Annotated in this window: 11 protein-coding genes and 1 tRNA gene; 3 read left to right on the top strand and 9 right to left on the bottom strand. The window is 62.2% G+C overall.

What is annotated here, in order from left to right; all coding sequences use genetic code 11:
- Positions 1–8: 8 nt before the first annotated feature.
- Positions 9–1,430, bottom strand: coding sequence for an FAD-binding oxidoreductase (locus NBH21_RS00280; protein WP_250911973.1), 1,422 nt, complete (start codon positions 1,428–1,430; stop codon positions 9–11).
- Positions 1,431–1,440: 10 nt separating this feature from the next.
- Entirely contained in the window at positions 1,441–2,841 is a 1,401-nt protein-coding gene (gene hglS / locus NBH21_RS00275) for a 2-oxoadipate dioxygenase/decarboxylase HglS (protein ID WP_250911972.1), read from the bottom strand.
- 106 nt (positions 2,842–2,947) lie between these two features.
- Between hglS and NBH21_RS00270 the strand changes: the two genes are divergently transcribed.
- Positions 2,948–3,877 (top strand): LysR family transcriptional regulator, encoded by a 930-nt coding sequence (locus tag NBH21_RS00270; protein ID WP_250911971.1) that lies wholly within the window; start codon positions 2,948–2,950, stop codon positions 3,875–3,877.
- A gap of 5 nt (positions 3,878–3,882) precedes the next feature.
- On the opposite strand, the gene NBH21_RS00265 is transcribed toward NBH21_RS00270, so the two are convergent.
- From NBH21_RS00265 to NBH21_RS00250, 4 genes are all read right to left on the bottom strand, one after another.
- Positions 3,883–4,980 carry a L,D-transpeptidase family protein gene (locus NBH21_RS00265; RefSeq protein WP_250911970.1) on the bottom strand — a complete coding sequence of 366 codons (1,098 nt, stop codon included), beginning with the start codon at positions 4,978–4,980 and terminating at the stop codon, positions 3,883–3,885.
- A gap of 261 nt (positions 4,981–5,241) precedes the next feature.
- Positions 5,242–7,617, bottom strand: coding sequence for a heavy metal translocating P-type ATPase (locus NBH21_RS00260; protein ID WP_250911969.1), 2,376 nt, complete (start codon positions 7,615–7,617; stop codon positions 5,242–5,244).
- 184 nt (positions 7,618–7,801) lie between these two features.
- Positions 7,802–7,878: transfer RNA gene (locus NBH21_RS00255), tRNA-His, on the bottom strand.
- A gap of 136 nt (positions 7,879–8,014) precedes the next feature.
- Positions 8,015–8,464, bottom strand: a complete 450-nt coding sequence (locus tag NBH21_RS00250; RefSeq protein WP_250911968.1) for a phasin — start codon at positions 8,462–8,464, stop codon at positions 8,015–8,017.
- A 257-nt stretch (positions 8,465–8,721) separates the two neighbouring features.
- Between NBH21_RS00250 and NBH21_RS00245 the strand changes: the two genes are divergently transcribed.
- Positions 8,722–12,483, top strand: a complete 3,762-nt coding sequence (locus tag NBH21_RS00245) for a PAS domain-containing sensor histidine kinase (protein WP_250911967.1) — start codon at positions 8,722–8,724, stop codon at positions 12,481–12,483.
- Positions 12,484–12,703: 220 nt separating this feature from the next.
- On the opposite strand, the gene NBH21_RS00240 is transcribed toward NBH21_RS00245, so the two are convergent.
- The 3 genes from NBH21_RS00240 to NBH21_RS00230 form a co-directional block, all read right to left on the bottom strand.
- The gene (locus NBH21_RS00240) at positions 12,704–13,135 is read right to left on the bottom strand and encodes a hypothetical protein (protein ID WP_250911966.1); all 432 of its coding nucleotides are present in this window, start codon (positions 13,133–13,135) and stop codon (positions 12,704–12,706) included.
- A 181-nt stretch (positions 13,136–13,316) separates the two neighbouring features.
- Positions 13,317–15,506, bottom strand: a complete 2,190-nt coding sequence (locus NBH21_RS00235) for an autotransporter domain-containing protein (RefSeq protein ID WP_250911965.1) — start codon at positions 15,504–15,506, stop codon at positions 13,317–13,319.
- Between the two features lie 212 nt (positions 15,507–15,718).
- Complete coding sequence (locus tag NBH21_RS00230) at positions 15,719–16,690, bottom strand: helix-turn-helix transcriptional regulator (protein WP_250911964.1); 972 nt, start codon at positions 16,688–16,690, stop codon at positions 15,719–15,721.
- A 342-nt stretch (positions 16,691–17,032) separates the two neighbouring features.
- Here NBH21_RS00230 and NBH21_RS00225 point away from each other — a divergent pair, with 342 nt between their 5' ends.
- On the top strand, positions 17,033–18,607 hold the full coding sequence (locus tag NBH21_RS00225) for an ABC transporter permease (protein ID WP_250912776.1): 1,575 nt from the start codon (positions 17,033–17,035) through the stop codon (positions 18,605–18,607).
- Positions 18,608–18,736 lie beyond the last annotated feature (129 nt).

Here is an 18,736-nt window from a genome sequence, read left to right as displayed (position 1 = left end):
AATGTGTGCTAGCCGAACCTGACCGTGCCAAGGCTGCCCGGCGATATCAGGGCTTTCAGCCCGGCCGCCAGCTCCTTGATCTTTCCGTCCGTATAGAGATCGTAATAGCTCTGGTTCTTGCGGCCGATGGCGTGTTCGGCGCTGAAGCTTCCGGCGAAATCGCCAACCGCGATGGTGAAGACCCAGTCACGCAGCCGCGTCTCGAATTCCTTGTCGGTCGCGGCGGAGCTGTCCTTCGGCACGACGAGATTGAAGTGCACGCCGCCATCGCCGATATGGCCGAAATCGCAGATCGTTACCTCCGGGAAAGCCGAGGGCATCTCGACCTTCATCCGGTCGCAGAAGGCCATGATATCGCCGCGACGGAAGGACAGGTCGAAGGCGATCAGCTTGCCGGAATGTTTGACGCCTTCCGAAAGGGCATGGCGAAGCGCCCACATCTCATGCGCCGGGCCGACAAAAGCATCAGCGAGCGGCGCATCGTCGCTTTCCCATATTTCGGCAAGAACCGCTTCGAGAACGGCATCCAGCGACTGCTCGCCCTCGCGCGGTTCCCAGGTGCGGGATATCTCGCAGAGGATCACATAGTCCGGGATGACGCCGCCCTGGAACGGATTGCGCAGCGACGGCACATGATCGAGAGCGGCGGCGACGGCATTCCTAGACATGCCCTCAAAGGCCGAGAGATAGGCGCCAAGCCGCTGTTCCATCGCCCGCAGCAGCGGCATGACATGGGCGCCGCTCGCCGGCACGAGATAGGCGGTCGCAACCTGTTTCGGCAGCGCCTCGAGGTTCAGCACGCATTCGGTGATGATGCCGAACGCACCGGCTGTACCAATGAACACCTGCTTCCAGTCGACGCCGGTATTGTTCTTGCGCAGATCGCAGTTGAGGTCGAGAACCGTGCCGGCCTCATCGGCCAGCACGACCTTCACGCCGAGCGTGTTGCGCCTGACATCACCGTATTTCAGGAAGCGGGAACCGCCGGTGTTGGTCGACAGCATGCCGCCGATACGCGGATCGGCTCCGAGATCGATCGGGAAGAACAGGCCATGCGGCTCAAGCCGCTGGTTGACGTCCGAAAGCCGGAAGCCGGCATCAAGGGTCAGCGAGCGGTTGTCGAGGTCGAGATCGAAGCGCTGCGTCATCCGGTCGAGGCTCAGAACAGCCTGCGTGCCCGAGCCATCCGGCGTAGACCCCGAGACGAGACCGGTATTGCCGGATTGCGGGATCAGCGCGATGCCGTTCTTGACGCAATAGGCGACGGCCGCCGAGACATCTTCCGTGCTTGCCGGCCGGAGCACCAGAGCTGCGACGCCCTCGTCATACCGGGCGCCGGTCTGGTAGGCCACCATGGCGGCGGGATCGCTGACGACACCCTTCTCGCCAAGGATCTTCTCAAGCGCCGAAACATGCTCCCGGTCGATCATCGTTCTGCTTTTACTCCGCTGCCTGCAGGGTCGAGAGCGCGCGGCGGCAATCGTCGATCGACGCCTGCTCGATGCCCGCATAATGGTTGAACTCGTTCAGCACCTTCGCGCCGAGATCGGCTTCGAAACGCTGCTGGTTCGGGCTTGCAACGAATTCCTGGGTCGCGTCGTCACCGAGGTTCGACTGGAAGATACCGGCTGCGCTGACCGGCAGGAAGTCTTCGTAGACGATCGGGTCGAACTGCACGAGACCGTCCGCAATCAGGCTGTCGAGGGTGGCGGATGCATCCGCCTTGGCCTTACGGCCCTTTTCAGTCAGCGAATAGGCGAAGTAGCCGAGTCCTTCGGCGCGGATCGCTTCCCAGGTGTCGGGGAACGGCACGAAGGCTTCGGCGAGCGCCTTTTCGTATTCGACGGCATTCGAACCGTCGGCAGCCGGGCGGACGATCTTGCGGGAGGCGTTCAAGAGGTCGTCGTAGAGCGCACGACCCTTCGGGGTCAGCGCAATGCCGCGCTGCTCGATCTCGCCGAAGCGGGCTGTGTGCGAGCCTTCCTTCCACTCGCCGCCCTCGCCTTCGAACAGGACCGGTTCGTTGAGAGCTTTGAACGAGGTCTGGCGCAGCAGGATTGCGCATTTGCGGGTCGGCGGTCCCTCGACGACGGCCTTCGGCGCGATGCCGTATTCCGGCATGCGGGCCTGTACGAGGTCGATATCGAGCGTGCGCGGCGTCAGGTGATTGATGTGCGGCCCTTTGAAGGACACGACGTCGGCAATGAGACGGTGAGCGGCGTGAAGCCGGTCATACATTTCGGCGCTGACGCGCGCCTTGTCGTGCCAGCGGAAGGTTTCGAGCGCTTCCGAAACGAAGCGCTCGGCATCAGTTTGGGTCAGGCCGCCCTGCTTCTCGGCTTTTTCCGTCAGCTCGACGGCACCGGCGGTGAAGATCTGCCGGGTGGCAAGCGTCGCTTCTGCCTCGGCACGAAGCTTTTCGTCGGCGATCAGGTCGAGCCGCAGAAGCGAGGTGAAGACGCGGAAGGGGTTCTTCTTCAGGCTTGCGTCACCGACCGGGCGAAACGCGGTCGAATGGACCGGAACGCCGGCCGTCGACAGGTCGTAATAGCCGACCGGATACATGCCCATGACGGCGAAGACCCGGCGCATCATGGCGAGTTCCGCCGGCGTGCCGAGACGGATCGCGCCATGGCGTTCCTCGGAAATACGGTCGAGGCTATCGGTCTCCTCCAGACGCTCCTTGAGCTTCGGATCGATGGCGAGCGTCTCGTCGTTGACCTTGGCCACCAGCTCCATCAGCGTGCCATAGGCCGGCACCTCGTTGCGGTACATGGCGGACATGGCGGCGGAAAACATCGAGCGGATTTCATCGCTCGATACGAAAGCGGGCTGGGTCATCTGGGCTGCTCCACGAAATACGGCTGGATCATTCGTAAAATGGCTTATACCTTCAAGGAATTCCAAATGATGCTGACGAATGTCAATGACTTGATGCGAAAACCGAATGACTCTGAGCCGCCGCACCATTCCCGACGCCACCACGCTGCAAGCCTTCGAATGCGTTGCCCGCCATGGCAGCGTGACCCAGGCCGCCAATGAGCTGAACCTGACCCAGAGCGCGGTGAGCCGCCAGGTCAAGGATCTCGAAACACAGCTCGGACTTCTGCTGTTCGACCGGGTGCGTCAGCGCGTGGTGCTTTCCAGCGACGGCCAGCGCCTGCTGCCGCAGGTGCGCAAGATCCTGCAGCAGACCGAGGAAATGATGCTGAGAGCCATGGCATCGGCGCAATCGGAGCATCAGCTTTCCATCGCGACACTCCCGACCTTCGGCAGCCGCTGGCTCATTCCGCGGCTCTCGGATTTCGCAAAGCGCTATCCCGGCAAGAGCCTGAACATCGAATCCCGTTCCTCCCCCTTCGATTTCGAGGAGGAGAATTTCGATATCGCCATTCATTACGGCCAGCCTGTCTGGGCGCGGGCCACCTGCCACTTCCTGTGCAGCGAATGGATAGTGCCGGTGGCAAGCCCCGCCGTGCTCGACGGGATCGAAGACGAAGACCTCAAACATCTGCGCCATCGACCGCTGCTGCACCTCGCCACCCGGCCGAAACTCTGGGCGGAATGGTCGCTCGCCAACGACATCGAGCTGGAAAGCCCCTATCGCGGCAATCGCTTCGACCAGTTCGCGATGATTATCGAGGCCGCCGTGGCGGGTCTCGGCTATGCGCTGGTCCCGCGCTACCTGATCGAGCAGGAACTCGCCGAAGGACGTCTCAGGATCATCATCGACCGCCCGATGAAGACCGACAACGCCTACTTCCTAGTCCTGCCGGAGGGCCGGATGAAGAAGCCGGCAAGCCTCGACTTCTGCAACTGGATGCTTGGGCAAGTGGATGGTCTCGACAGGAGTGCGCCGAGCGAAGGCCCCGCCTGAGCAGGTCAGCGGTCGGGCGTCGCGCCCGCCTCTTCGGGTTTTGCCACCGGCTTCCAGATCGACGGACCGGCATAGGGGTCGGCAAGTGCCGCATCCGGCCGGCTCACCGGATACTTGATGCCCGAAATGCTGGCAGCCATCTTGTTCGCGCCGTTTTTCTTGAGAAGCGCGCGGAAGCTCGGATGCATGCCGCCGTCCACATAGGCGAAGACGGCGGAAGATTTCGTCAACGCCATCGCGGTCTCGACCTTCTTGTTCTCCGCTTCGAGCTTCGCCATCAGACCGGGATCGGCCGTGGACATCGCCGGCGGACAGGCCGCCAGCGGATCGGTCGGCTCGCCACCCTCGAATTCCGTATTGAAGACATAACGACGGCCACAGACGGAAACCTTGGGCTGGCGCCGGGTGAATTCGAAGGCATCGTAGCCCTGCTTCAGCGTGCGCCAGAAGGGTAGGTTGGGATCGTCCTTGTGGAGCGCCATGTTGTCGGCGGTCATGCGGAAGGGATAGGCCTGAACCTGGAAACGTTCCTGCCCGCCGGCCAGCGCCTTCTGCACGATGGCGTAGATCTCCCCCACGCCCTGGTCGGTCATCGCATAACAGCCGGAAGAAGAGCAGGCACCGTGCACCATCAGGGCATCGCCGCTGTAGCCGAGCGCCGATTCAAGCCGGTTGGGATAGCCGAGGTTGAAGGACGCGTAGTACTGGGAGTTCGGGTTCAGCATGCCGGCGGAGACATGGTAGAAACCCTCCGGCGCCTGACGGTCGCCATTGGTCATCTTCGGGCCGAGTTTTCCCGACCAGCGGCACATCGGATAGGTCTTGAACAAGGCATACTGGCCGCTGGCATCGACTTTCCAGACTTCCAGCTCGCTTTCCTGCTTGAAGATGCGCACCAGCACCGGGCTGGTCGGCGACATCTTTTTCTTCCTCATTTCGGCGATCGTCTTGCTCGAAAGCTGGGGGGCCGACTTCGACAGGCCATCGAGACCATCTGCCACGCAACCCGACAGAAGCACCGCGACCGCGGCGGCGATGACCGATCTTGCAGCGACCCTTTTCAGGGTCGCGACCGGACGACGAAATGAGGCAGTCGATAACATCATCACTATCCAATGAAAGCCGTTTGCGGCAACGGACCGATCGAATATCGGGCGACCACGATACGGATGTCACTCCGGACAGGGTCGTACAGTTGGATTAATTGCCCGTTAACCAGCGACGTCGCCCCGCCCGACATGCGTGAGCAGGATCTAAAACCTGCAACCGCGATATCCGCAAGCCCTTGTAACTGCAGGCATGGCCGAAGCCGATCACATATACGTCAGATCAGCCCCGAAGCTCTTTGCAGGCCGCTCCCTGCCCTACCGGACGGGTCGCAGCAGACGCAGAGCGTTCATCGTCACCAGCACCGTCGCCCCGGTATCGGCCAGGATCGCCGGCCACAATCCCGTTATACCGAGGATCGTCGTCACGAGAAAGACGACCTTCAGACCGAGCGAGATGGCGATGTTCTGGACGATATTCTTCATCGTCCGCTTCGACAACTCCACCATCTTCGCGACATCGCCGACGCGGCCGTGCAGGATCGCCGCATCGGCGGTCTCGAGCGCGACATCGGTGCCGCCACCCATGGCGATGCCGACATTGGCGGCGGCAAGCGCCGGGGCATCGTTGATGCCGTCGCCAACCTTGCCGACCACGAGGCCTTGCCTCTGCAACTCTCCGACGATGCGCTGCTTATCCTCGGGCATCAGTTCGGCGCGGACCTCGATCCCGAGTTCAGCACCGATGGCATTCGCGGTGCGCCGGTTGTCGCCGGTCAGCATGATCGTCCTAATGCCTGCGTCGGACAGTGCCTTCAGCCCCTCGACCGCATCCGCCCGAGGTTCGTCGCGCATGGCGACGAGACCGACGAGGTTGCCGCCGTTGACAAGCGCCGAGACGGTCTTGCCTTCGTCGTTGAGGGCTGCAATCGCCTGCAACTGCTCCTCCGGAATGGTCACCATTTCGGCTGCCGCCTTCGGCGAGCCGAAGAAGATATCGATACCCTCGACCGTGGCGGAAACCCCCTTTCCGCCATAGGCCTTGGCATCGGAGGCCGGAGGAATGTCGATGCCATCAGCTGCCGCCCTTTCCAGCACGGCGAGCGCCAGAGGATGGCTGGAGCCCACTTCAAGGGCGGCCGCCAACCGGATGACTTCGGCGGCGGACCTGCCGACGGGCACGACGTCAGTCACCTTCGGTTTGCCTTCGGTGAGCGTGCCGGTCTTGTCCAGTGCTACCGCTGTCAACCGGCCGAGGCCTTCGAGAACCGCGCCACCCTTCATCAGCAGGCCGCGACGGGCGCCGGAGGAAAGCGATGCGGCGATGGCGGCAGGCGTGGAAATCACCAGCGCGCAGGGGCAGCCGATCAGCAGGATGGCAAGGCCCTTGTAGATCCATTCGCCCCAGTCACCACCGGCAACGAGCGGCGGCAGGATGGCGACCAGCGCGGCAACGACCACCACACCCGGGGTGTAGTAGCGCGAGAAGCGATCGATGAAGCGTTCGGTCGGGGCCTTCGATTCCTGGGCTTCCTCGACCAGCTTGACCACGCGGGCGATGGTGTTGTCGGCGGCTGCCGCGGTCACGCGGATCCTCAGCGCCGCATCGCCATTGACGGTGCCTGCAAAGACACTGTCATCGACACCCTTGCGCACGGGCACGCTCTCGCCGGTCACTGGAGCCTCGTCGATCGGGCTTTCGCCCGAGAGGATCACGCCATCGGCGGAAATGCGGTCGCCGGGGCGAACGAGAATAACCGAGCCGACGCCGAGCGTTTCGGCGGGGACTTCGCGGGTCTTGCCGTTTTCTTCCAGCAATGCGGTCTTTGGCACCAGTTCGGTCAGCGCGTTGATGCTGGCGCGCGCCTTGCCGGCGGCGACACCTTCGAGCAACTCGCCGACGAGGAAGAGGAAGACGACGGCGGCCGCTTCCTCGGTCGCATTGATGATCAACGCCCCGACGGCCGCGATGGTCATCAGCATTTCGATCGAGAAGGGCGTCCCGGCAAGTGCCGCCATCACGGCGCGCCGGGCAATCGGCACAAGACCGACCAGCATCGCCACGATGAAGGCATAGCTCTCGACTTCAGGAAAGATAAGGCCGACCGCATAGGCCGCGACCAGCGCAAGGCCGGCGAAGATCGTCAGCCTACCTTTTTTGCTCTGCCACCATGGACCATCGGAAGGTCCATGATCATGTCCATGCAGGCCTTCGACGGCGACCGGAGCCGGGGAAGCGTTGCCCGCGTGGTCGCGCGCATGGTTATGACCGCCAGTCTCTGCGTGATTGTGATGGCGGCCGACGTGGTCATGTCCATGGTCATCGTTGTCGTGGTGATGATGGTCATGGCCACAGCAGGCATGATCGAAATGACCGTGGTCCCCGCCATGGGCATGGTCGGGATCGTGGCTCTGCCTGTGATCATGAGAGCAAGAAGCACCGTGTTCGTGGCTGACGGGCTTCTCTTCGGCGGCGGGAAGCGGTGTTGCAGGATAACCAAGCCCCTTCACCTTCCGGCCGATGGCCTCGATATCGCTGGTCGCGTCATGGCTGACCGTCATCGTCGCCCGCGTCACGGAGACGGAGACGTCGGAGACACCCGGCATGCGGCGCACGGCCGTATCGATCTTGGAAGCGCAGGAAGCGCAATCCATGCCTTCTACCTTGAAGCGGGTCTGCTTTGCATCGCTCATCGTCGTACCTCATTCCTATGAGGGACGTTCTAGGACCTCTAGTCACTAGAGGTGCAAGAGGCATTCACGGAATATTTTTCGGAGGAGAATGGGCCAAAGGACGCAAGCGTGACGCCTTGGCAAAAGGCCAAGACGGAAGCTACCGGTAACGGCGCCAGGACAATCATTATCATCATGGAGAAAATGGTACGGTTGGGGGGTCTCGAACCTCCGACCTCAGGTGCCACAAACCTGCGCTCTAACCAACTGAGCTACAACCGCACATCCGACGTTCTGAACGTCTTGAGGCGTCACATACGGGTAGTCGATTTTTTTTTCAAGCTCTTTCTGCAGCAAATGCACAAGGGGTCGGAGATGATCCGACCCCTTGGGGTTTTCAGACAGGAATTTCGGGATATCAGGCAGTCTTGAAGCCGGATACGACCTTTTCGACGGCTTCCTTGCCCGGCTTGGCGACGGTTTCGGCAACCTTCTTGGCTGCTTCCTGCATGGCCTTGGCCTGCTCGACCGTCACTTCAGCCTGCTTGCGGATGAAGGAGGTCTGCAGTTCAACGAGTTCGGCGACCGACTTTACACCCAGCAGCGCTTCCATGTGGGAGAGCGACATATCGGCATTGGCGCGCAGGGCGTCGATGGCCTTGAGGCCGAGTTCGACGGAGCCGGCCTGAGCCGACTGCACGGTGGTCTCGACAGTCTTCGACGCTTCTTCGGCGGCGGCCTTCATCTTGGCGAAGGCTTCCTTCGACTGGGCTGCGCCCTTTTCGGCGAAGTCACGGAAGCTTTCCGAAAACTTGGAGGGATCGAAAGTGGAGAAGGAAAAAACGTCCTTGGGATTCGCAGCTGCCATTTGAGTGATCCTCGGTTGTGAGGCCCGTTTGCGGGCTCGGATGCATTTGATAATCCTTATATAACACTTCCGATTGTGCATTGCAATATAATTGTGCATTGCAGCATTCAATTTTTCCGCGTAACAATTCGGACGCGCCAGGATTAACCTTGTTCCCCGAAAACAGGGAGCGCTCGCTGGACCCCGGACCCCCGCATAGGTATTAAAAATCTGTTAATTTGCAGTGCATGCCGGCAATTGCTAAGACAGGTCCCACGATGCCCGCTCAGTATCCGTTCATCGATGTCGCAGTTCACGAGAGTGTCCGCGCCCGCTTCGCCCGGGGCGAGGCTCTGGTGGTGTTCGCGCCTGCGCTGGACAAGGTCTTGTGGGCCAATGGCGTTGGCGCGCGCTTCTTCGGCAATGCCTCCATCTATGACTTCATCGAGGATGGCCCGAACCGCAGCGACGTGACCTTCCGGCAACTGGAAGGCGTCGCCCGGCAGCTTTCGAAAGTCGGCGACACCAGACCGCTGCTGGTGCGCGTTGCCTCCGGTTTTCAGCGGATACCTGTCACCGCCTCGGTCGAAATGGTGGAACTGCGTAAGGGTGAACCGGTCGTGCTGCTGGCAGTGCCGCTTGCAGCAAAGGCCGCAACGACAGCCGAACGCGCCGCCGACATGCTTGCCGGTTTCGACGATCCGGATACCCATATGGCCGTACTCGACGGCGACGGTGCGGTGGTCGCGGCATCCGCAAATTTTGCCGATCTCGGCGTCACGCCGCATACGGCCCGCATGCTGGTCAATCTCGTCGGCGCCGACGCCCATCACCTCATCAAGCGGCCGACACCTACGGGACGGGGCTACCTGCCGGCGGCGATCGGCAAGCTTTCCGACGATCCGGCGCTTCATCTGCTTTTCGTGGTCGAGACCATCCTCGGCACCATGGATCCAACCGATGGTTTCGAAAACAATGAAACCGAACGCGAAGTCTCCGCCGAAACACCGGAAGCGCCCCTGCCCGTCAGCGAGCCCGTACCGGAGGTCGTAACCGAGGCTGAACCGGTCGCTGAAGAGGTCCAGCCGTCCGCCGACATCAAGCCATCCGCCGGCGAGTTTGCCGACCTGGTCGAGGCTCTCGGTGACATCGAGGAAATCGAGGAAAGCGCCGAGGAACTGGCGGAAGAGACCGTCGATGCCTCTGGCGACTTCGAGACCGAGGCTGCGGCTGAGGAACCGGTAGAGAACGACGACAGCCAGCCTGTCGACGAGGCGCAGGACGTTTCTGCATCCGTCGTGGAGACTGTCGAGCCCGAGAACATGGCAACGCCTGAAGTGGAAGAGCCGGAACCGGCTGCCGAACCGGTCGTCTCCACAACATCCGCGAACACCACAGCATCAGTAGAACCCGCCACCGCCGAGCCGGTTTCTGCGCCGACGAAAACCGGCTTCGTCTTCTCGCCCTCGCGACGTGCAGTGCGTTTCGTCTGGAAGATCGATGCCGATGGCCGCTTCAGCGACGTATCGGATGAATTCGCCCAGGCAGTCGGCCCGAGGGCTGCCGATATCAACGGCGTTGCCTTCACCGATCTGGCCGCCCTCTTCAACCTCGACCCGGACGGCAAGATCGCCGAACTCCTGAAGAAGCGCGACACATGGTCCGGCAAGACGATCCGCTGGCCGATCGAGGGCACGACCCTTATGGTGCCGGTCGATCTGGCCGCACTTCCGACCTATACCCGCAGCCGCGATTTCGACGGCTTCCGTGGTTTCGGTATCGTGCGTCTTGCCGATGCGGTCGAAGATCCTAACCGCACCGGCCTGACCTTCGTCGAACCCGGCAACTCGGCCGAGACAGAGGCTGAAGCCGCGATCGGGACTTCGGTCGAGTTGGCCATCGAAGACAACCCGATGGAGCTTGTCGAAGGCATCGAGACGGAGACCGTGCCTTCCGAAATCGAAGCCGCGTCACAGGATGATGAGCCTGCCGTTTCCTCCGCCGAAGAGACCGTTACAGAAACGACGGAAATCGAACCGGAACGGGCCTCGCCCGCAGCCGTGGACGTTTCCGTCGAGCCAATCGAAGAGACCGCCGAGGCCGCGCCCGAGGTTCCCGCTCAGGAAGTCCCCGTCTTCCGGACGCCCGCTTATGAACCGCCGGTGCTGCAGATTGCGGAAACGCCGAGCCGGCGCCATTCCGACAAGGTGGTCCAGCTCGAGGAACGCCGTACGCGCGAACGCGACGGTCTGACGGTTGGTGAAAAGGCCGCCTTCGAAGAGATCGCCCGCAAGCTCGATCCGCTCGGGCTCAGGCTTCGCAGGGATGACGCCCCCGTCGATCTTCCTGACGAGACGGGGATCGCCGGGGCCACGAAACAGACCGAGTCGTCCGAAGGCAATTCGTCGGCCGCCGGCGTGCAGCCGACACCCGCAACGGAGCCCTTAGCCCCCGCACGCGTGGCGGAGACCTCGGCCAATGCGCCGCAACCGGTTTCAACTGAGGCCTCGGTCATACGCTTGAAGCGCGACAGCAGCCTGTCGGCCGATATCATCGACCTGATGCCGGTGGCGCTGCTCGTGCATGTCGGCGACCGGCTGATCCATGCCAATCCGGAGTTTCTGGCCCTCACCGGCTATGGCTCGCTCGAAGAGCTGCAGGAGACGGGCGGTCTCGACGCGCTGATCCAGCGGCAGGACCTTGAACAGGCTGGCGGCGAAGCCGGCCAGATCGTCGTGGTGCGGGCCGACGATACGCTCGTTCCGGTGACTGCACGTCTGCAATCGGTGAAGTTCGATGAAGCCTCCGCGCTGATGCTGGCTCTGGTGCCGGTATCGGGAGCTGGCCTCAGGGAGCCGGCCGAAACGACAACCGTCGAAGAACCGCAGGGCCAGCAGGCCGCGGCCGAACATCTTGCCCACCTGCAGGTCGAAGTCGACGAACTCCGCTCGATCCTTGAAACAGCGACCGATGGCGTCGTCATTCTCGGCGCGGACGGCGACATCCGCTCGATGAACCGGGCGGCTAGCGCCCTCTTCAACTTTGACGAGGAAGAGACCCGCGGCAAACCCTTCGTCATGCTCTTTGCCCATGAGAGCCAGAAGTCGATCCTCGACTATCTCGGCGGTCTCTCAGGCCATGGGGTTGCAAGCGTGCTGAACGATGGTCGCGAAGTGATCGGCCGCGAGGCATCCGGCGGCTTTCTGCCGCTGTTCATGACCATCGGCCGACTGACGAGTTCGAATGGCTTTTGCGCCGTGATCCGCGACATCACCCAATGGAAGCGGACGGAAGAAGACCTGCGCAGCGCCAAGCGCGCCGCCGAAACGGCGAGCGCCCACAAGACCGACTTCCTGGCGCGCGTCAGCCACGAAATCCGCACCCCGCTCAACGCGATCATCGGCTTTGCCGACATGATGGCCAACGAGCATTTCGGACCGGTCGGCCATCCGCGCTACAACGAATATGCCAACGACATCGTCCGCTCCGGCCGCCATGTGCTGGATATTGTCAACGACCTCCTCGACATCTCCAAGATCGAGGCGGGCGAGATGGATCTCGACTTCACCGCCGTCGGCCTGAACGAAACGGTTTCGGCGGCGGTTGCGATCGTCCAGCCGCAGGCCAACAGCCAGCGGGTGATCATCCGCACTGCGCTGTCACAATCGGTGCCGAACGTGGTCGCCGACCTGCGTTCGATCAAGCAGATCGTGCTCAATATTCTCGCGAATGCGATCCGCTTCACCCCGTCCGGCGGACAGATCATCGTATCGACGGCCTATGAGGCAAACGGCAGCGTGGCGCTTCGTATTCGCGATACCGGCATCGGCATGACCCGCTCGGAACTCGAACAGGCGATGAAGCCCTTCCGGCAGGTTTCGGCCGGCGCGCGCAATCGCGGTGACGGCACCGGCCTCGGCCTGCCGCTCACCAAGGCGATGGTTGACGCCAACAGGGCGAATTTCTCGATTTCCTCGGCCCCGAACGAGGGCACCCTGGTCGAGATAACCTTCCCCTCGCCTCGGGTTCTCGCCGATTGAGAAACGCCGTTCCCCGATGCGCAGCGTTCTGCGATCGGGGATACGCCGCCAGCGATTTCCGATTTTCCGTAGAAAGGATGTGGAGCGGCGGGCACCGCCTGAGCCGGGAGCCGCTCCACTCTTGCCGTCGTTACGGGGCGATTAGCGTGGGTTACGCCGCTATCTTATCCCCACCACCTCCGCAGACGGCTTGAACCTGTTGCGCTGTTAGGCTGGCCGGTCACCACGTTTCGGGATCGGCTGCTGCGGCAGGTCCGTAGCAATCCCGCTCCAGCGCCTGTCGTGCCTTCGCCTGTTGGTTCTGAGCGATCATGCCGCCCGCCGTGGATGCGACCTGGGAAGCGATGGCGCCGCCGCGCCCGCCGAAACCGACGAACCCGCCAGCCATGCCGAGCATGTTGCCCGCCATTGCGGAATTCATCTCGCGTTTCAGCGCAGCCTCGCAATCGGCATCGCGCCCCATTGTGGGGTTGGCTGCCTGCGCCATCTGTTTTGAAGCGGGCGGCATTTCCACCGGCTTGGACCTAGCCTGTCTGGCGGCGGGCTGATTGACGGTCGCTGGCTTGATCGCCGCCGGATCGCCGCCGGCGGATTGCGTCTGGTTGCATCCGGCGACGCAGGACAGGAGAAGAACGACGACGCGCCTTCTCAAGGCCGCCTCCGGATACGCGACCGGCGCGTGTTGCGAAACTCGAGGCATCGCAGCAGCATGGCAAGAATGAATGCAGGCATGTCTTTCCTCCTTCATGAGACAGGATTCTGCAGAAACTGAAACGCCGGCTTCGGGCCGGGAGCGCCAAGAAAAGCACTCCCGGCCCGCCCGGGGCGGGGGATCAGAAAAGGACCTGGAAGCGGGCAGCCCCCGAAATCTGCGCATCCAGGCCTTCCGTCGCCGCATGGCCCGACAGCGAAATCACAGTGTTTTCGGTTACCCTCAGGTCGATATCCGCGCCGGCACGAACCCATGTTTCGGCAAAGGAGCCCCCGCCGAGGTCGAAACCATAGAGACCCACGACCTGGCCCTTCGCCCGGGATGCATCGCCCGTCGCATGCACCAGTTCCATCGAGCCCCTGAGGGTGATCGTCGATGTCAGCTCCGTGCTGGAGGCAAGGCCAAGGCGGATCTCGTTGGTGGTGACGACCTGCTCGTCGAAACGGCTTGGGAAAGGACCGCCCGTTTCAGTATAGGCATCGACCGTTGTCCTGCCCCAGGTATAGGCGAGGTAGGGCGAGAAGCCGGTGGAACCGAGGCTGAACGCATTCTGCCAATCGGCGCGCAGACGCAGGATCCCGCTGCGCATGTCGGTATCGCCATCCGAGTAGGCCATGGCTGCGCCGTTGGAATAGCCGCGGTGAATATCGGCATCCCAGCCGCCGTAAAGGCCCGTTGCCGAGAAAAGGACAGGCACGCCTTCCGGACGCCAGTTCAACTCGCCGATAGCGTACTGCCCATCGAGATCGGCATCGCCATTGTTCATCAGATCCTGCTGCGAATGCAGCACGCCACCGCCGAGCCCAATGCGCATGGTTCCGTCGAGCAAATCGCCACAAAGGCCAGCTTCCGCCAGGGAGACGCCGGTGTCGCGGCCATCGTCGTAATGGGCGATGTCACCGTTCGTCCAGCCGCAGACACCGTTCGCCTGCGTCGGATAGTTCATCATCGGCCGGTGATGGGCGCCGGTCAGCGGCACATTGGCCACCATCCGTCCGGCCCAGCCGGCATAACCCGCGTCGTAGAGGGTCCGGTTGTATTCGTTGACGTTCAAGATGCCGGGCGGCGGCGTGGGACCGGGATTGTGGCCGGGATCGGGATCCGGCACCGCTACCCGGGCGATGAAGGCGGTTTCGCCGTCCTCACTTTCCGGATCCTCCATGCGACCGACGATGACGCCGCCGTTGTCCGACACGCCCGTTGCCGATTTCAGCACCACGTCACCGATATCGACACCGCTCTGCGCCAGCCAATCGGAAACCTTGATCATGCCGGTCTCACGCGTCCAGCGGAAGGCTCGGTCGTCATAGGTATCGTCGTCGTCCGACCTTCCCACGACGATGCTGCCATCGGCATTCACGGCAAGGGCTTCGCTGGATTCGCCGCCGAGGGTTCCGAGATCCTCCATCTGGGGATTTGCCGCGCCGCCACGCGTGCCGCCCTCTTCCCACCGGAAAGCATGAATGCCGTAAGGCCCCCCGTGTTGGGACCAGCCGATAACGACGCGACCATCGCGACTGATGCCATTGGCCATCGAGTTGCCACCGCCCAGCGTTCCAAGGTCCTGTACCGCCGAAATGTAATTCGAGGTGATGTTTCGCATGTCCCAGCGAACAGCGTGATAGTTGCCGCTCGCGACATTGCTCATCCCGGCCGCGAAGAGGCCATCCCCGCTAATCGCCTCGGCCAGGGAACGCCCCACAGGCGTCAGCGAGGCAAGCACATGCATCTGCCGGTTATCGATGACACCCGTGTTCGCGCCCTCCACCCATATGAAGGCGCGAGGCAGCCAAGGACTGTCACTGCTGTAGGAATATCCTGCGACGCGCCTTCCGTCGTCGGAGATTGCGGTGGCAATGGAGTCTACCGCGGTACTCACACCATCAAAGGAGCCGAGATTCTCGAAGCCCCCATCCAGCGTCCAGCGAAAGGCGTTTCGGATGTTCGGGGCAGCCACGTTGGCGGCGCCCACGACTGCACCATTATTCGAGACGTCGAAGGCAATCGTTGGAAGAGACGGCACCATCTGGCCGATGTTGTAGGTGGTGCCGGTGCTCATGTCGTGGAGGAAGCTGTATTCGTTATCGTCGTTATCCGCCTCGATGCCTTCGCCGACGACGAACCTTCCATTCCCGCTCACACCATTGGCCTGATACCAGAGCGTATCCGGCGTCGCATCTCCAAGATTACGAAACTCGGCATGAACAGGCGACGGCGTCATCAATGCCGTCGACCCCATGAGGGCGATCAGCGCGAGCCGGAACTTCCTTGCCCCACCATGTCCCTTTGCGGTTGTCCGCTTCAACGTCATGCTCCAGTCTCCGAACGCTTTGTGATGACCTTTCGGCCTTGCGTCCTATTGCCCGCAGGCAACGGAGAGGATCAACGCGGCGGACACGCCCGCATAACCAATTGCAGCGACGCATAACTTTTTGTCCGGATGGTAAAAATACGCACGAAACAGCGAAACCGCCCCTGCGATACAGGGACGGCTCGAAACTGTTCTGTGCTATACTTTGAGGCTCAGCCCGCTTCGCATTCCCGGCGATGCTGGCCGGGCGGAACGCCGAAGCGACGGCGATAGGCACTAATGAAATTCGACAGCTGATTGTAGCCGACCATCCAGGCGAGATGCTTGAGCGGGATATCCCGTTTCTCGCAGATCATCTTGTGGGCCGTCTTCATGCGGGCATCCAGAAGCGCCTCGAAAACCGTCATGCCGTAGACATGGCGGAAACCATGATTGAGCCGGCGGGGCGCAAGCCGCACCAGCGCAGCAAGCTCATCAAGACTCGGCGGGGTGCGAAGATCCGCCATCAGAAGGTCATGCGCCTCCCGCACGCGGGCAAGGTCGCGCGGCGTGATGGGCGGTGGTGAAGCGGGGCTTTCGGCGAGGTGGTCGAACTGGTGGGTCAGCAATTCCAGCACCTTGCTCTCCCGCCAGAGCATGGCCATGTTGCCCCGGTATGGCGGCTGCAAAAGGTCATGGGCGGCGCGCATGACGGCGCGGTTGAGTTCGAACATATGCAGGATGGGCAATTGTCCATCGTCCAGCGCGGCCCGCACCAATGGCGGCAGTCCGTTCTGCTCCGCCAGAGCATCCAGTGCTGCCGGCTCCAGCATCAGGGTCACAGCCCGCCACTGCTTGCCGGCCTCGATATGATAGGTGATCTCACGCTCGGCGAGACTGAGCACGAAAGAGCGACCGCCGCCCTTCCAGTTCTGCCGCGCATTACCCTTGGCCTCGATCGCGCCGGCGCCATCCAGCATGGCGCCGAATACCAGATTGCCAGCGGGCGCATCACCCTGCGCCGTGAGTTTCCACGCATGGGACGACACGCCCTCAACACGATAGAGCGCAATGCCGGACCGTACCGGAATACGCTCGATGAAGCCGGAAAACGGCCCGTCATCGAACGCGATGCGTCCGTCCTGATCAAAATTCTGCGCCATGCTTGCAACAGCAGTTTCGGCGACCCAAGCCATCTCATCCATGTGGCCATCTCTCAATAGTCCGGAACTCAACAATAAATATGCATGATGCATATATATTTTACGAGCGAAACGGGGCTGTCAACTGCCCTCATAAGTTTTCCTGACGAGGGCCTTCCAGTAAAGCCCCTCCTCCTGACGGCGACCCGTTTCCTTCCGGGCCGGTTTCCGATAGACCATCGACAAGGACCATCGCCAATCCGCCGTCCGACAGTTTCAACCAGACCGGAGACGCCCGACTTGTCCACGGATGCGCCCGCAATACCGCATGCAGAACTTTCTCCCGTGCAGAGGAGGCTGAGCGCCATCGCTTTAGCTGCGATTGTGGTATCGGCGCTGGTGGCCATGCCGATCGTCGCCATATTCGTGATCGGGTTTACCGGAGACGGCGGCAACTGGGAGCACATGCTGTTGAACGTCGTGCCGCGGGCGGGCCTGCGCACCTTCTGGCTGCTTGCCGCAACGGGAGCCGTGACAGCGATTGTCGGCATCGTCAGCGCATGGCTGGTGGTGAGCTGCGAATTCCCTTTCCGCCGCGTCCTTTCCTCCGCTCTCGTGCTGCCGCTCGCCATGCCGTCCTACCTCGCGGCCTATGCCTTCGGTGAATTCCTCGATTTCACCGGGCCTGTGCAGAGCGCCTACCGCGCGCTTTTCGGCTTTCATTCGGCGCGCGATTACAGCTTTCCGGATATCCGTTCGCTCGGCGGCGGCGTCCTGGTGATGTCTGCCGTTCTCTATCCTTACGTGTATCTCTCCTGCCGCTCGATGTTCATGATGCAGGGGCGCGCGGCGGCCGATGTCGCCCGCACGCTGGGCGCCGGTCCGTTCCGGGTTTTCGCGAAAGTTCAGATCCCGATGGCGCGGCCGGCGATCATGGTCGGGCTGACGCTGGTGATGATGGAAACACTGAACGACATCGGCGCGGTCGAGTATCTCGGCGTCAACACACTGACCTTCTCGATCTACGATACCTGGCTCAATCGCGGCAGCCTTTCGGGAGCGGCGCAGATCGCCTGCATCATGCTGGTCTTCGTCGTCGGCCTCCTGGCGCTTGAGCGCTGGGCGCGCCGCCAGCAGCGTTTTTCCACCCACAAGACGACATCCGTCGTTTCCGATGCCATGCGGCTGAAGCTCAAGGGTTTGCGCAAATGGGGGGCGGCGCTCTTCTGCCTTCTGCCTGTTCTGGTGGGCTTTGCCATTCCCTTTGCCGTGCTTGCCGGCTTTGCCCTGCGCCGGCTGGAGAACTTCGCGGAACCACGTCTCCTGAAGGCGCTCGGCCATTCGGTGATGATCTCGTCCTCCGCCGCGATTGCGACTGTCCTCCTCGCCTTCATACTCGCCTATGCCGCCCGCGCGCATCGCTCGCCCGCAACCACGGTCGCAAGCCGTGTGGCCTCGCTCGGCTACGGCATTCCGGGCACGGTACTCGGCATCGGCGTGCTCATGCCATTGGCGGGGCTCGACAATCTGTTTGACGGCGCGATGCGCACGCATTTCGGGTTGTCGACCGGGCTTCTTCTCTCCGGCACGGGTTTTGCGATCGTCTACGCCGCCACCGTCCGTTTCCTCACCATGGCGGAAGGCACAATCGACGCCGGCTTCCAGAAGCTCTCGCCCCATCTCGACATGGCTTCACGAACGCTTGGGAGAAACGGCTTCCAGACCTTCCGAGAAGTGCTCTTGCCGAACATGCGGCCGGCGGTGCTGACCGCGGCGCTGCTGGTCTTCATCGAGTCATTGAAGGAATTGTCGGCAACGATCCTGCTACGTCCCTTCAACTTCAATACGCTCGCGACCCTCGTCTATGAGGACGCCTCGCGCTCCAAGGTGCAGGACTCCTCGGTCGCGGCAATCATCATCATTCTTGCGGGTCTCATCCCGGTCATCATGGTCTCGCGCTCGCTCAACAAGCACCACTGACCGCCATCATCAGACAATCCGGACAAGAAAAAAGGGCGGCTGAAGCCGCCCTGAAGCTATGCTGTTCAACTGGAGTCGAGTCGATCACAACATCATGTCTTATCGGAACCGGAGGTTCGCCATCACACG

The sequence above is a fragment of the Ciceribacter sichuanensis genome (genome assembly GCF_024055605.1).
In the GTDB taxonomy this organism is placed as follows: Bacteria; Pseudomonadota; Alphaproteobacteria; order Rhizobiales; family Rhizobiaceae; genus Allorhizobium; species Allorhizobium sichuanense.
This window is presented reverse-complemented; position numbering and strand designations above follow the sequence as displayed.

Excerpts from the sequence above, each read along its gene's own strand:
- NBH21_RS00265 (WP_250911970.1), bottom strand. The coding sequence starts at position 4,980 with ATGTTATCGACTGCCTCATTTCGTCGTCCGGTCGCGACCCTGAAAAGG.
- NBH21_RS00245 (WP_250911967.1), top strand. The coding sequence starts at position 8,722 with ATGCCCGCTCAGTATCCGTTCATCGATGTCGCAGTTCACGAGAGTGTC.
- NBH21_RS00260 (WP_250911969.1), bottom strand. The coding sequence starts at position 7,617 with ATGAGCGATGCAAAGCAGACCCGCTTCAAGGTAGAAGGCATGGATTGC.
- NBH21_RS00230 (WP_250911964.1), bottom strand. The coding sequence starts at position 16,690 with ATGGATGAGATGGCTTGGGTCGCCGAAACTGCTGTTGCAAGCATGGCG.
- NBH21_RS00270 (WP_250911971.1), top strand. The coding sequence starts at position 2,948 with ATGACTCTGAGCCGCCGCACCATTCCCGACGCCACCACGCTGCAAGCC.
- NBH21_RS00235 (WP_250911965.1), bottom strand. The coding sequence starts at position 15,506 with ATGACGTTGAAGCGGACAACCGCAAAGGGACATGGTGGGGCAAGGAAG.
- NBH21_RS00250 (WP_250911968.1), bottom strand. The coding sequence starts at position 8,464 with ATGGCAGCTGCGAATCCCAAGGACGTTTTTTCCTTCTCCACTTTCGAT.
- hglS (WP_250911972.1), bottom strand. The coding sequence starts at position 2,841 with ATGACCCAGCCCGCTTTCGTATCGAGCGATGAAATCCGCTCGATGTTT.
- NBH21_RS00280 (WP_250911973.1), bottom strand. The coding sequence starts at position 1,430 with ATGATCGACCGGGAGCATGTTTCGGCGCTTGAGAAGATCCTTGGCGAG.
- NBH21_RS00225 (WP_250912776.1), top strand. The coding sequence starts at position 17,033 with ATGCCGATCGTCGCCATATTCGTGATCGGGTTTACCGGAGACGGCGGC.